We start from the raw sequence: 13,915 nt of genomic DNA, 5'->3' as shown, positions 1-13,915 counted from the left end.
TTTGTCTTAAGCTGCCACTGCGAGAGATTCAGGGCCTGCGATGAGCAGAGCAAGATCAATTAGCAAAGCTGGACCAGTTGAGGTCTCAACCATCCCAGTGGTAATCCTTGACCATTCTGGACCGAACCCTCCGCTGACGTTTTCGACCTCGGAGATAGCGGTGTTAATGTCGTCAATCCGGTCAACCATCAGCGCGTAGGAATGGTTGGCGATTGTTACGACTGCGCCGCGATGATCGGTCGGAAATTTCTCCGGATCCATGCCAAGCGCGCGGCGACAATCAATCACGGTCAGCGATTGGCTGCGCATGGCGGTGATCCCAGCGATGAAATCCGCAGTGCGCGGCACCGGGGTTACCACGCCAAGCTCAATGACAGAGGATACATTATGCGCGTTCAGCGCGCAGCGGCGGCCGGCAATTTCGACCATGACCATCAAATCGTTCATGATTTTCCTCCTGCGCGTGCGCGGCGCAACGCATCGACCAATCCATCGCGGTCATAGCGGTAGATTGAGCCATCATTGTCGGCTGCATCTGGTTGGCTGCGAAGACGAATAAACTCACCCTCGGTCAGGCTCGTGCTTGGCTCGCTATCATCTAGGACAATTGCGATATCGCTTGCCTCGTCTGAGCCGCTGACGACTTCATAACCGGCCGCGCTGACGAGCGGTCCGAGGATTGTGCGCGCCCAGTCACTGTCGGGCAGATGACAGGTCGGCTTGCTCGTGAGCTCTGGCGGCTCGCCATAGCGAGCAAAGACCTCATGCCCGTCAATGAGTGCAATTGTCTGGCCATCAACCAGGGTAAGGGCCTCGACCAGCGGATCATCATCAACCGGCTTGAGCGCACTTTCCAGTTCAATGGCATCATCGACCTCGCGCACTGCATAAAGGAGCTCGCAAGTTTTATCCGAAAGACGCAAGAACCGGATTTTGCCGGTTGGCTTTTGACTTTCCGGCAGTCCCACCAGCGGCAGAATGACACCGTCAATGACGGCCCGCTTGCCATCAGGCGCAATATCCATCTCTTCCGCCTTGGCGGTTTCGATCCGTTGGACCAGTTCGAGACGAACGGCGCGTTTGCGGCCATCGTAATCGGTGAACAGCATGGCGCGGCTGAGCGCCTCGTCGGTGTCTTGGTCTTGTTGGTTGGCCGCCTGCAAGACACGGGTGCGCGCATCAGAAACCAGACCATGTTCGGCTGCGACATTGGTCACATCGAGCAGCAAGATCGGTTGGCCGTCATCCAGTAGGGTTGAGCCGGCATAGACGCCGCAATTCATAACTGCCGGAGCCAGTGGCTTGACCACAAGGTCGCCGTGGTGGTGGATGCGGTCGACAGCCAGAGCGAACAGATCGCCACTGGCGAGGCGCAGCAGCACCATAGTATGCTCACCCTCGGCAATGTCAGTGCCTGGCAATTCGAGCACTTCTGCCAAAGACAGGCAGGGGATCCGGTTGCCGCGGAAGGTGATCAAAGCGGTCTCGCCAACGCGGGTGAAATCGAGCGATTTGGACGTCGAGTCGATGATCTCTTCGATATAGCTTTGCGGGATCGCAAAACGCTGATCGCCGATTTCGACTGTGAGGCCAGCAATGATGCTGAGCGTCAATGGCACCTTGAGGGTGAACATTGATCCGACACCTGGCGTGCTGGAGACGCTGATTGAGCCGCCTACGCGCTCCAGATTGTCGCGGACGACATCAAGGCCAACACCGCGGCCAGACACATTGCTGACCGTTTCGGCGGTTGAGAACCCGGGTTCGAATACAAGCTGCAGGATTTTGTCGCGGCTCATGGAAGCGCGCTCGGCTGCGGTGATCAGACCAACAGAAACCGCCTTGTTGGCAATACGTTCTTCGTTCAAGCCATCGCCGTCATCGCTGACCACGATAGAGATCGTGTTGCCGGACTGACGGGCAGAGATCGACAAGATGCCAATCTCGCGCTTACCCTTTGACAGGCGGCTGCTTGGCTCTTCGATCCCGTGGTCGATTGCGTTGCGGATAATATGCGTCAGCGGATCGCGGACGGTTTCAATCATCTCGCGGTCGAGCTCAACGTCGCCGCCTTCCAGATCGATCAGTACCTGCTTCCCGAGGTCGGCCGACAGATCGCGGACCAAGCGGGGCAGGGCGGTGTAAAGCGTTTCGATCCGCTGCATACGCATCCGAGTGATGGCATCGCGAACATCTGAAAGAATGGTGGTCAGGCGCTCAAACGGGCCATCAATGGTTGGCTGGTTGCCGGCCTGACGCAGGCGGTGGGCCAGGTCATTGCGGGCCAGAACCATGTCAGAAACACCGCTCATTACGCGGTCGAGCAGGTCAACTGGCAGACGGATGGAGCGCTGAACACCAGCGTTTTGGGACATAGCGCGAGGGGCGTCTTGGCCGTCTACCGCCTCTTCAGCGGCGCCTTCATCGGCGCTTTCAATTGCGGCGGCAACTTCTTCAACGGCGCCAACCAGGTCGGACAAACCATCGATCTCGCCTGCGGCAAGATCGCTGTTCTCGCCCAAAGAGGCGATCAGTGCGTCATCATTGCCTTCAGGGATCTCGTCGCCGGCCTCGATAATGTCGACCATTTCCACGATCCGGTCGATCACGGCCAGAACCGCGCTTACCAAAGCGCTATCGGCTTGGCGGCGTCCAGCGCGGCAATCGGACAGGGCATCTTCTGCGGCGTGGCTTAAGCTCGCCAAACGCGGAAAATCGAAGAAGCCGCAATTGCCCTTCACCGTGTGCACGAACCGAAAAATCGTATCCAAACGCGCGCGATCTGTTGGATCAGCTTCCCAGGCGATGATCTCGCCTTCGCTAGCTTCCAACATTTCCCGGGTTTCTGCGACGAAATCCGCCAGCAGGTCATCCATGACGCCATTGCCCCTAATTGTTTCCAGAGGCCTCTATGGCTCACGATGGTTAACGAACGGTCACCAAAGCGATGTTTTGTGCGCGTCAGCCGCTGCGTGCGCGGCGAAAAATAAACGCGACGATCAGGCAGGCACTTACCGCGCCAAACAGGTTTGCGGCCAGTTCTGCGGTGTAAATGGCCGCGCTGCCCCAGCCTGCCTGGAGCACGAATGCCACCGGTAGCATGATCAGGAAGACGCGGGCGACGGACTGGAACAGAGCAAAACTTGCCCGGTCGACCGCGTTCAAAATGCCATTGGCAACGATCAGCAATCCAAACCCGGCATAGCCCCAGGCTGCGATTTGCAAATAAAGAGCGAACTCGGCGATCACGGCTGGGTCTTTGGTGAAGAAATCGCCGAACCATTCCCCGGCTGTGACCATGGCGATCGCGAGCAGCAAGCCCCAGATCACGCAGAAACCACCGGCGTACAGGGCCGCTTCGCGCGCTCTGCCAAATTGCTGCGCGCCCCAATTCTGCCCAACAATCGAGCCGATGGATCCCGACAGTGCAAGCAGCGGTACAACTGCGAAACTCTGCAATCGGCCCGCCGCGCCAAAGCCCGCGACGGCGGCTTGACCTTCTGCCGCAATCAGCGCGGTGAGAATTGATAGTCCGATCGGGTTGATCGCATTGGAACATGCCGCTGGCACGCCCACGCGTAGCATCGCCAGCATCGGTTCAACTGTCGCGCCGCCGCGCAGCTTCGAAGGGCTGAATGGCAATTGTGTGCGTGACAGCAGATAGAGCGCCATCATCAGGCCAATCGCCCAACCTATGATCGTCGCATAAGCAGCGCCGACAATCCCATAGCCCTCAAACCCGAACGCACCGGTGATCAAGATGGGGTCCAGCACCCAATTGGCCGCCGCATAGGTGACCGAGACGTAGCTGGTTTTGCGGGCCTCACCTTGGCCGCGCAGCACACCGTTCAGCCCCATGATGATTACGATCAGCGGGAAGCCGAGGGCAAAGGGCTGCATATAAGTCCTGATGATCGGCAGCAGTTCTGGTTGAGCGTTCATCAGATTGAACAGCGGATCGAGGATAGCGAACAGGGTAAGCCCAATCGCCAGCCCGGTGGCGATGGCAAACAGCACCCCAAAGTTTGCACGTCTCAATGCTTTGTCGTGGTCACCTTCACCCAGCGCCCTTGCGACCACCGAGTTGATGCCAACCATCACCCCAACGCCGAGGCTGCTGAGCGCGACAGATATGGGGAAGACGAACGCAATCGCGGCGAGTTCCGCGCTGCCCAGACTGCCCAATGAAATATGAATCCACCAATCCAATCGACATAATCGCGGCCACGCCAATCACCATCGGCATGGTTTGCGATATCAGATGGCCGGGGATGGAGCCGCTGGCGAGTTTGGCCGATACCTTTTGAGGCTCGGCCGATTGCGGCTTTTCAGAATTGCTCATTTCCTGCTGCGCTAGCTGGGCCGCTGCCGCTTGGCAAAGTGAAATCCCGCTAAAGCGCGTCACGGGTTGGCGAAATGCTTGTGCCGTGCGCGGCAATCATGCGATACGCCAATGAATGGCAAATTGGATTGAGGAGCGAGCCCAATGGCGACCCGGCTGAAACCGAGTATCGAATGCAGCAAAGAAGAGTGGCAGGCACGCCTCGATCTCGCTGCGTGCTACCGGATTTTTGACCATTTGGGTTGGGGCGAATCCATCTATAACCACATCTCGATTAAGGTGCCGGGAGAGGAAGACACATTCCTCATCAACCCGTTTGGTCTGCTGTATGATGAAGTGACCGCATCGAACCTCGTGAAGATCGATGTCGAAGGCAACAATGTCGGCCAATCGCAATATATGGTCAACAAGGCTGGCTTCACACAGCATGCTCATTTTCATAAGCATTTGGGCGTGCGCGCCGACGCTATCTGCCATGTGCACACCACCGCTACCATGGCCGTTTGCAGCCACAAGGACGGCCTGATGCCGACCAATTTTTACGCCTGCAATTTTCAGGGTCAAATTGGCTATCACGATTTTGAGGGTGTTACGGTTCGTGAGGAAGAGGGCGAGCGCTTGGTTGAGAACCTCGGCGATCACTCAATTTTGATGCTGCGCAATCACGGCCCGGTCGTGATGGACAAGACCATTCAGGGCATGTTTGTGAAGATGTGGGCGCTTCAGCGCGCATGCGAAATCCAGGTCGCCACGCTCGGCATGGGCAATCCCAATATTGTGTCGCAAGATGTTGTCGACGTTCACCAGCGCGATCTGTCGGTCATGCAGAGCCAAGGCGGTGCGGGTTTGTTCGATTTTGAGGCATGGAAGCGTAAGATCGACCGGATCGACACTTCCTGGCGCGATTGATTCTGAAACAGATTTGCCAGGTTAGGATGCGCTGATGCCGCGCATGACAGTCAATGATCGTCCAGTCGAATTCGACATGGATCCCGATACTCCGCTGCTTTATGCGCTGCGAGAGGCGGCGAACCTCACCGGCACGAAGAGCTGTGGTGGCGGCTCGTGTGTCGGCGCCTGCATGGTGATCGTCGATGGGGCGGCGCTGCGTTCGTGTCTGATCACAATTGCAGAAGCCGAAGGCCGGTTCATCACTACAATTGAGGGGCTGTCACGCGACCGCTCTCACCCAGTTCAACAGGCGATGGTGGCTGAGCAAGCGATCCAATGCGGCTATTGCACACCCGGTATTGTGATTGCTGCAGCGGCGCTCATTCAGCGCAATCCGGCGCCGAGCAAGCTAGAGATCGAGCAGGCGATCCCCAACATTTGCCGCTGCGGTGTCTATCCGCGGTTGATCCGCGCGGTCGAGCGTGCGGGGCGGGTAGTCCGCAGGCAAGAGAGCATCAGCGCAGCGCCGGCACCGGGTATCAGCTCAGCCGATGCGGCAGAAAACGTCCCAGCCCTTAGAGTTGGCAATGGCGGGCTAGGCACGACCGCTACGCCTCAGCCAAGTTCGCAAGAAACCTCGCCGCCAGAGGAATAGCGGCCCTGCCGGGCTTAACCGGCAGAGCCGCCTATTCGCTGCTTACTTAAAACCGTCCGCTGATGCTGAAGCGCGCGTTTAGCGGTGCGCCCACAGTGATGTTGTCGGCGGTGTGTGCGTTGGGGAAGTAATCAACGTCAAACAGGTTTTCGATATTCACCTGAATGCGCAGATTGTCGGAGACGTCGTAAAACGCGGCCAAGTCTACCCGTGCATAGTCAGGCAATGTGACGTTATTGCCGTTATCCGCGAAACTCTCATCCTGATAGGTTAGTCCCGCACCAATGCCCAAACGCTCGGTCGGTTGGAACTGGTTCCAGACGGAGAATTGGTTTTCAGGAAGCTCACGCGGACGCAATGTTTCATCGGCCTGTTCGCCATCAATGTAGCTGTATCCGGCAGAGACAAACCACCACGGTGTGACTTGCCCCTGAATCTGCGCTTCGAAACCTTGGACCTGCGTGTCGATGATATCGAATGTGCCAGCGTCAAGGTCAGAGACGACGGGTGAGGATTGCTCGATCTCGAAGATTGCAGCGGTAAAACTCAGGTTATCAGCAAAATCCCATTTCAAACCTAGCTCGATATTCTCAAACGTGTTCGGGTCAAGGATGTTGTTGTTGCCATTGATATTAGCGAACTGCCCGCCTGAACGCGGCAGGAAGCTCTCCGAATAGCTAGCATAGATTGAGACGTTTTCCTGCGGCTTGATGATTATGCCGCCGCGCGGGGAGAATTCTTCATCTTTGCGCGTGCGGAAGTCGCCATTGTCGAGGCGGAGGACTTCGATATCAAAGCTGTCGAAGCGGCCACCGATAACGACATTGAGCCAGTCTGTGACTTCGATCTCGTCTTGGATGTAGATCGAGAACACCCGCACATCGGCCTCTGTGTCATCGTTTAAGGCAGAAAATGCGAATGTTGTTGGGTCGCCGTCTGCGTTGGTACCGCCGAAATTATTGATCGCCACCGGACGGACCGCCAGGAAGCTCTCAACATCGTCATCTGACGTGTCGAACAAGGAGTTGAAACGGTCATTATTGTTCACCGTATCAATATATTCTGCACCGAATAGAAGCGTGTGCGAGAGACTTCCCGTCTCAAAATCACCGACCAAATTGCCGGAGAGCACGAAGTTTTTGCGCTGTGTGGTGTCGATATAACCGTCGAGGTCAACGACATTGGTGGTCTCATCAAAACCCACTGGGAACAGGTTCGAATAAACCTTGTCATAGTCGCCATAGGAAACGTTGAAGTTGGCTTTGAAATTCTCAGAGAAAGCGTGCTGGATCGACCCGCGGAACACATGCGCTTCGAATTCGAGGAAGTTGTTTTCGGGGTCGGCGAAGGTGATGTCTTCCAACTGACGCGCCGGATTGCCTAGGCTGTCCGATGGGATGCCGCGATCGATAAAGCGGTCGTGATTGGCGTATTCGTAAGACAGATCGATGATGGTGTCCGGGCCAAGCTGTGCGCGGAACGTCGGGTTGATGCCGATCCGCTCTCCGTCAAAAAAGTCGCGGTGATTGTTCAGATTTTCGTATGCGGCATTGATCCGCAAGGCAGAGCTTTCGCTGGTGGCGAAGTTCAGGTCCACTTGCCCGGTGAACGCGCCAAACGTGTCAACGGCGCCTAGGAAGCCGACAAATTGTTCGCCGATGACGCCTTTTTTGGTGACACGGTTCACGACACCGCCTGTGCCACCGCGTCCGAAGAGCAGCGCGTTGGGTCCGCGCAGGATTTCAACCTGTTCTACGTTGTAAAGACCGCGATAATATTGGACATCATCGCGCACACCATCGACGAAGAAATCTGCGGTGGAACGAACACCGCGAAACACAACCGCGTCACGGTGCCCTTCGCCTTGAGAGTTGGTGACGCCGGGGGTGTAAAGGATGATGTCGCCAATGCTGTCAAAGCCCTGCTGAGTGATCTGCTCAGAGGTCACGATTGAGAGGGATTGCGGCACGTCGATGATTGGGGTCGGCGTTTTTACCGAATTGACTTCGTTTGATTGAAGTACTTGTCCCGTAACTACAATCCGACCTTCGTCTGACGAACCTGTTTCGCTTGTATCATCAGCCGTTTCAGCGGCTGCGGGGACTGCGAGACATGCGCTGCTGAGCAGCAGAGCAGCGCGGGAGAGGCGAATTGTCATAGGTAAGAATCTTTCCGTCTAAAAGTGCTGAGTGCGCTGCTATTGCAAGCCGTTCGCATTTGCAAGTCAATTGAAAGTGACTTGCAGTACTATTTATTGCAAGTGTGGTTTTTGTGCGCGCAATCGGATATCTTGCCGCTGAAACCTTCACTCACAAACTACGCGGAACGGCACCTATGAAAGCGACCATCTGGCACAATCCGAAATGCGGCACCTCGCGCAAAACTCTGGCAATTCTAGAAGAACAAGACGGCATTGACCTCAGCGTGGTACTCTATCTGAAGGATGCGCCTAGCCGGGAAAAGCTTGCTCAGCCGTACAAGGACGCTGGCATCATGCCTCAGCAAGGGCTGCGTTTGCGCGGCACAGATGCCGCAGAGCGCGGCCTGCCAGATGCCGATGCGGACACGGTGCTTGATGCGATGGCGGCGGATTCCTCCTTGTTGGAGCGCCCTCTGGTCGAGACCGAGAAGGGCGTTCGGCTGTGCCGCCCGCAGGACGTGGTGCGCGAAATCCTCTAAGGCTGTCCAGAGCCTCGGGCTTTGGGCCTAAGCTTCTTTACCAGTTAGCGCGGCGTCGGCTTGCAGGCCGCGCCAGCCAAGAATTGCGACGATCAGGCAAAAGACGATCACTAGGCCGAAGCCCAGCCAATCGTTGAGGCCATAGAGCCATACGCCAAGCGCTGGCGCGTAAATAAAGCTCGCGCCGGCAACGCTTGCGACAATGCCAGATGCCTGCCCTTGCTCGGCCCGTGTGACCGCCAACGAGGTGCCCGCTGTTGTGCCCGGCCGGAACAATCCAAAACCTAATGAGGCGATGGCATAGCCTAGCGATAGGCCGAACAGCTCATTCGTTGCGCCCAGTATACCGGTGCCAATCGCTGCCACGATTACGCCCGACAATGTCGCGACGCGCGGCCCCATCTTGAAGCGCGGGATCAGGCCCCATTGCGCGAGCAGTGTCGCCACCGCGCCAAAGGCGAGCACCAGGCTGACATAAGTTGCGCCTTGTTCTGGATCGCCGCGCAGGTTCAGCCGGTCGAGCACTAGAAAACCGGTGATGCCCATGATCATGGCCTGTGCATGGCCGCCGATTAGTCCTGCGAACACCCATGGGCGCACCCGCGCATCTGTCCACTTTAGCCGCTCAGGAGTGGCGGGCTGTGTATTTGCTTCATCGTCGTCATCAATTTCCAGGCCTTCAGACCCGCTGGAATAAGACGCGGCCTGCCCGCGCGCGGCAAATTGCGGCACGTCATTGGGTAGGTACAGGCGCAGCAGCACCAGTGCAGCGAGGCCGAGAAGGGCAAAGCCAAGGAACGGACCGACCAGCCCGATACCAAGAAATGTGACGACCATAAGCGGGGCCAACACTGGCCCAATCACTGTCCCCAGCCCAAAGCTGGAAGCGATGAGGGAAAGCGCATTCGTCCGCTCAGCTCGCGGTGTGCGCGATGCGACATAGGCCTGAACGGCTGGCGGTGCGGCGCTGCCAAAACCGCCAAACAGGCTGCGCGCGGCGGCAAAGGCGATTAATGTCCAAAAGGCGTTCATAAAGCCGGCGAGGCCCGCCCACAGAGCCGCTCCGCACAGGACCATCGATACGACAAAGCCGGTCAGGCCGAGCGCCATCATCGATTTGCGCCCGCGCTTGTCCGATCGGCGCGCCCAGATCGGCGCGCACACCACCCACAGCAGCGCAGACCAGCCGTAGGCGAGGCTGATCCAGACGTCATTGACCTCAAGAGCAGTGCCGATCGAGGGCATTACCGATTGCATCGCCGTGTTGCCCGCCGCCGTCACTAGCATCACCGTAAACAGCAATGTCATGCGCCCGCGCGAAATGGAGCTTTGCCCCGCGCCAGTGGTGGCATTGTTCAGCGCGCCAGGGCGCTGGGTTTGAAGATCTGGTTCTGAATCGGCCATGGGTTGCTGCTGCGCTAGGCCAGCGCGCCTCGGCTTGCAATTGGTTAGCGCCTCTGCAAGTCGGATCGACGTATTGTGTTTGCTCCCCGACCATAAGTGACGATAGGTCCACTCGATGCAATCTGAAGACTTAGCAATTGGCAGCCGCGGCGGCTTGCGCGCACGCTGGCAGCGTTACGGCGCGCAATGTGCGGTGTTTTTCCGCGGGTTCGTGGAGCATCCTCGGATGGTCGGCTCCATCATCCCATCCTCGCGTTTTACCGTGCGCAGAATGCTGGAGCCGGTGGATTGGGGCAAATGCGAGGTGTTCGTTGAATATGGCCCAGGCATCGGGACATTCTGCCGGCCCTTGCTTGATCGCCTACGAGGAGACGCCGCGCTGGTCGTGATCGACACCAATCCGCTCTACATCGATTATTTGACCAAGACGATCCGCGATCCGCGCTTCCACGCGGTGCTTGGCTCTGCTGAGCATGTTGAGCAACACCTGGCTGAGCTCGGCCTGTCGGAAGCTGATTATGTGCTGTCAGGCCTGCCGTTCTCAACCTTGCCTATGGGCGTTGCGACCAAGATTGCCGAAGCAACCTACAAAGTCATCAAGCCGGGCGGTGCATTCCTCGCCTATCAATTCAGCTCGGCTGTGCGCGACGAATCGGCGAAATTCTTTGAACGCATTGATGCGGGCTTTGAATGGCTCAACATCCTGCCGTGCAAGCTCTATTGGGCTTGGAAAGAGCCCAAGGGCTAGGCAGCAAGTCCTGCGAGCTTCGCAAGGTGCGAAGCCCGCTGCATAGGCTTACTCGAAGACGTCCTGAACATTCTTGCCAGCTTGATCGCCAGACAATTGCGCGTGGATGGCCGCGAAAACGGCCAGGAAAACCGCGCCCAGCACAGCGCTCATCAATGCTGTAATAAATCCATTGCCGATCTGCTCGATCGTTCCGCCCAGCGCGGCAAAGATTGTGCCAGTGACCAAAGTCAGCACCAGAGATACAACACCAAAAGCGAGGAACAGCAGGAATAGGAACAACAGCAAGCGGAAGCTGTTGCCCTTAGTAAGCTGCCAAGATCGCTTCAGCGCGTTGATCGGATTGTACTCACGCTCAATCGCAATGACAGCGGTGTAGAGCGAGAATTTGATCGCAACATAAATGATCAATGGGAAGGCGATCAGGATAGCAATCGCAATCGCCGGGCCCCCAAGAGCACTTAGCAAACCAATCGGGACACCGATGACGACGGCCGCACCGAGCGCCATAATAATTGCCGCACCAATATAAGGCAGCAATCCGCGTGCGCCGAGTTTGATAGCTTCGCCCACAGTAGGCCGGGACGTGTCGGTCAGCAGGGTGAGCAGCGCAAGCGTACCGAGCGTCTGGAACAAAGTGATGCCGATGAACAGCCAGCCATATTGGCTGTATTGAGCCGTCATTGCCCCCATGGTTGCATCCATTACAGCTTGGAAATCTGCGGGGTCACCTGCTGGCGGCGGTGCTGGGTTCACCGCCTCTGGTACAAACACGGCAAGCGCGAATTGCGGCAGAAATAGAAACAGGCCAGCAATGATGATCACCAATTCGCGATTGGCACCCAGCATTGTGGTTGCTTGCGTCCAGGCTTGGCCCATATCCAGCTTCACGTGTACTTCCCCTACATAATTTCGCTCTTGATAAGCGCACTCGATGCCCCCAAGCAATCATCATATGACCGCCGCCGCCAAGACATCACCAGATACCTTGCCCGCATCATCGATCACCGCGATCGATTGGCGGCGTGCGGATCGCCAGGTGCCTTATACAGAGGCCTTGGCTGAGATGGAGGCGCGCAATCAGGCGATTGCTGAGGGACGCGAGCGCGAGCAGGTGTGGCTGCTCGAACATCCACCGGTCTACACCGCTGGTACCAGTGCGGCAGACGACGAGCTGCTCGACCCGCGGTTTGAGATCGTTAAGGCTGGGCGCGGCGGGCGCTACACCTATCACGGACCCGGTCAGCGGGTCGGCTATGTCATGCTCGATCTGAACCAGCGCGGCAAAGATGTGCGCTGCTTTGTCCATGCGCTGGAGGGCTGGGTGATTGCCGCCTTGCGCGGGTTCGGGGTGGAGAGTTGGGCGGTCGATGGCCGGGTCGGCATCTGGACCAAGGATGTCGATGGGCGCGAGGCAAAGATCGGCGCGATTGGCGTGCGCGTGCGGCGCTGGGTCACGATGCACGGCTTTTCCGTCAATCTTGATCCAGACCTTACCCATTTCACCGGGATCGTCCCATGCGGGATCGACGAATACGGCGTCACCAGCCTATCGCGCTTGGGCCTCGACATTTCTCCCGCCAAATGGGACGAGGCGCTGATCGCCCATGCTGGCGTATTTTTGGAAACACTCGATAAGGCCGAAGCACGAAGATGCGCATCACAATAACTCCTATCCGTGCGGCTATGCTTGCTCCGCTCGCCTTGGCACTGGCGGCGTGCGGTGATGATGCCGCGCCAGAGGCGAGCAGCGGCGAAGAGACCGCTGAAGCCACCGGCGACGTGCTGGGCGGATCGATCAGCGACGATATGCTGCCGCTGGAGGAAGTGCGCTCGCAATCGCCATTGGCCCCGCGTGCCAGCGATGCGCCAGGCTCCTCGGGCAGTGGTAGCGATGCGGATGACGCCGGCCAAGATTCGGGCGACGACGAGGCTGAAACGGCAGAGGCCGAAGCATCCGCAGATGCTCCGGCCCCGGAAACGCCCTCTGAACCTGCGCCCCAAGAGGACGCAGGCGAGTAATCAAGCCGCGTTTTCTGCGCGCGCCTGTTCTTCTTCCAGCGTTGGATAGTCGATGTATCCTTCCGCAATTGGGAAGTACCAGCTCTTAGGCACATTGGTATTCGGGTTGAAGTGCACGCCCGCTGCAATCCGTTTTTCCAGATCAGGGTTGGAGATGTACGGACGGCCAAAGCTAACCGCATCGCAGCGACCGCCGGTCACATCGGCATCAGCTTCCTCAGCGCTGTAGTCAGAGTTTAGGATCAGCGCGCCTTTGTAGTGCTTGCGGACCACACTGTCCTGCTTAGGTACGTCGGTTTGGCCGAAGGTGCCATCTGGGCCTGGCTGGCGCAGCTCTACAAAGGCGAGGTTCAGATCATTGCAGACCTTCGCCGCTGCGCCAAAGGTTGCCTCTGGATTGCTGTCGTTTGTGCCTTGCGTCTCCCCATTGGGTGACAGGCGAATGCCGACCCGGTCTGCGCCCCAAACGTCAATCAGAGCCTCCAGCACTTCGCGCATCAGGCGGGTGCGGTTTTCCGGCGAGCCGCCATATTCGTCCTCGCGCAGGTTCGTCTTGTCACGCAGGAACTGGTCGATGAAATAGCCATTGGCACTGTGCAATTGCACGCCATCGAATCCGGCCTTCTTCGCATTCTCAGCGGCGCAGTGATAATCATCAATCGTACGCTTGATATCGTCGAGTGTGGCCGCGCGAGCCTCCGCATAAGGCTGCTTACCAATCGGCGTGTGCGCTTCGCCCGGCGCAGTAGTGGCGCTGGCGGAAAGCGGCGCTTTTCCGTCGAGGAAATAAGGGTGAACGATCCGCCCCATATGCCACAGCCGCAGGACGATCATGCCGCCTTCTTCGTGCACGCCCTCTACGATTGGCTTCCATGCTTCGGTCTGCTTGTCGCTCCAGATGCCGGGCGCTGACGGCCAGCCAAGGCCCTCTACACTGATGCCGGTTGCCTCGGTCAGGATCATACCTGCACCGCTGCGCTGACGATAATATGTGCCCATCAAGGCGTTCGGCACAAACATCGGTTCGGCCGCACGCCCGCGTGTGAGCGGCGCCATAAAGATACGGTTCTTGGCCTCAAGCGCGCCCATTGTGAGCGGCTGGAACAGAGCATCATGCATAGGGTTGGTCCTCTTTTGAAATGCTTTACTGTTCGCACTTGGCGTTTCCCGCGCT

The 13,915-nt window shown here is 57.9% G+C and carries 14 protein-coding genes; 7 read left to right on the top strand and 7 right to left on the bottom strand.

Translation table 11 applies throughout. The features are described 5' to 3' along the window. Positions 1–6: 6 nt before the first annotated feature. The 3 genes from AC0V6M_RS02740 to AC0V6M_RS02730 form a co-directional block, all read right to left on the bottom strand. Positions 7–447: a chemotaxis protein CheW gene (locus AC0V6M_RS02740; protein ID WP_486137340.1), complete on the bottom strand. Its 441-nt coding sequence runs from the start codon at positions 445–447 to the stop codon at positions 7–9. Beyond that, positions 444–2,876: a chemotaxis protein CheA gene (locus AC0V6M_RS02735; protein ID WP_486137339.1), complete on the bottom strand. Its 2,433-nt coding sequence runs from the start codon at positions 2,874–2,876 to the stop codon at positions 444–446. The genes AC0V6M_RS02740 and AC0V6M_RS02735 overlap by 4 nt, the downstream gene beginning before the upstream one ends. A gap of 85 nt (positions 2,877–2,961) precedes the next feature. Then, entirely contained in the window at positions 2,962–4,185 is a 1,224-nt protein-coding gene (locus tag AC0V6M_RS02730) for an MATE family efflux transporter (RefSeq protein WP_486137338.1), read from the bottom strand. Between AC0V6M_RS02730 and AC0V6M_RS02725 the strand changes: the two genes are divergently transcribed. The 3 genes from AC0V6M_RS02725 to AC0V6M_RS02715 all read left to right on the top strand — a co-directional run bounded on the left by AC0V6M_RS02725 (position 4,185) and on the right by AC0V6M_RS02715 (position 5,888). Beyond that, positions 4,185–4,307, top strand: coding sequence for a hypothetical protein (locus AC0V6M_RS02725; protein WP_486137337.1), 123 nt, complete (start codon positions 4,185–4,187; stop codon positions 4,305–4,307). The genes AC0V6M_RS02730 and AC0V6M_RS02725 overlap by 1 nt on opposite strands. A 179-nt stretch (positions 4,308–4,486) precedes the next feature. Beyond that, complete coding sequence (locus AC0V6M_RS02720; RefSeq protein WP_486137336.1) at positions 4,487–5,251, top strand: class II aldolase/adducin family protein; 765 nt, start codon at positions 4,487–4,489, stop codon at positions 5,249–5,251. Positions 5,252–5,285: 34 nt separating this feature from the next. After that, positions 5,286–5,888 (top strand): (2Fe-2S)-binding protein, encoded by a 603-nt coding sequence (locus tag AC0V6M_RS02715; RefSeq protein ID WP_486137335.1) that lies wholly within the window; start codon positions 5,286–5,288, stop codon positions 5,886–5,888. A gap of 46 nt (positions 5,889–5,934) precedes the next feature. On the opposite strand, the gene AC0V6M_RS02710 is transcribed toward AC0V6M_RS02715, so the two are convergent. Continuing rightward, positions 5,935–8,046, bottom strand: a complete 2,112-nt coding sequence (locus tag AC0V6M_RS02710) for a TonB-dependent receptor (RefSeq protein ID WP_486137334.1) — start codon at positions 8,044–8,046, stop codon at positions 5,935–5,937. A 176-nt stretch (positions 8,047–8,222) separates the two neighbouring features. On the opposite strand from AC0V6M_RS02710, the gene AC0V6M_RS02705 reads away from it, so the two are divergent. Further along, on the top strand, positions 8,223–8,567 hold the full coding sequence (locus AC0V6M_RS02705) for an ArsC/Spx/MgsR family protein (RefSeq protein WP_486137333.1): 345 nt from the start codon (positions 8,223–8,225) through the stop codon (positions 8,565–8,567). 27 nt (positions 8,568–8,594) lie between these two features. Here the strand turns inward: AC0V6M_RS02705 and AC0V6M_RS02700 are convergent, their stop codons facing one another. Further along, entirely contained in the window at positions 8,595–9,971 is a 1,377-nt protein-coding gene (locus AC0V6M_RS02700; protein ID WP_486137332.1) for an MFS transporter, read from the bottom strand. Positions 9,972–10,086: 115 nt separating this feature from the next. On the opposite strand from AC0V6M_RS02700, the gene AC0V6M_RS02695 reads away from it, so the two are divergent. Beyond that, positions 10,087–10,719: a class I SAM-dependent methyltransferase gene (locus AC0V6M_RS02695; RefSeq protein ID WP_486137331.1), complete on the top strand. Its 633-nt coding sequence runs from the start codon at positions 10,087–10,089 to the stop codon at positions 10,717–10,719. A 48-nt stretch (positions 10,720–10,767) separates the two neighbouring features. Here the strand turns inward: AC0V6M_RS02695 and AC0V6M_RS02690 are convergent, their stop codons facing one another. Then, positions 10,768–11,610 carry a DUF7847 domain-containing protein gene (locus AC0V6M_RS02690; protein ID WP_486137330.1) on the bottom strand — a complete coding sequence of 281 codons (843 nt, stop codon included), beginning with the start codon at positions 11,608–11,610 and terminating at the stop codon, positions 10,768–10,770. 64 nt (positions 11,611–11,674) lie between these two features. On the opposite strand from AC0V6M_RS02690, the gene lipB reads away from it, so the two are divergent. Together lipB and AC0V6M_RS02680 are read left to right on the top strand one after the other, a co-directional pair. Beyond that, positions 11,675–12,388: a lipoyl(octanoyl) transferase LipB gene (lipB, locus tag AC0V6M_RS02685; RefSeq protein WP_486137329.1), complete on the top strand. Its 714-nt coding sequence runs from the start codon at positions 11,675–11,677 to the stop codon at positions 12,386–12,388. Further along, positions 12,373–12,741 (top strand): hypothetical protein, encoded by a 369-nt coding sequence (locus AC0V6M_RS02680; protein ID WP_486137328.1) that lies wholly within the window; start codon positions 12,373–12,375, stop codon positions 12,739–12,741. The genes lipB and AC0V6M_RS02680 overlap by 16 nt, the downstream gene beginning before the upstream one ends. Here the strand turns inward: AC0V6M_RS02680 and AC0V6M_RS02675 are convergent, their stop codons facing one another. Continuing rightward, complete coding sequence (locus tag AC0V6M_RS02675) at positions 12,742–13,860, bottom strand: alkene reductase (RefSeq protein WP_486137326.1); 1,119 nt, start codon at positions 13,858–13,860, stop codon at positions 12,742–12,744. Between the last annotated feature and the right edge of the window lie 55 nt (positions 13,861–13,915).

Source organism: Erythrobacter sp. JB3-1, from assembly GCF_057364995.1.
This window is presented reverse-complemented; position numbering and strand designations above follow the sequence as displayed.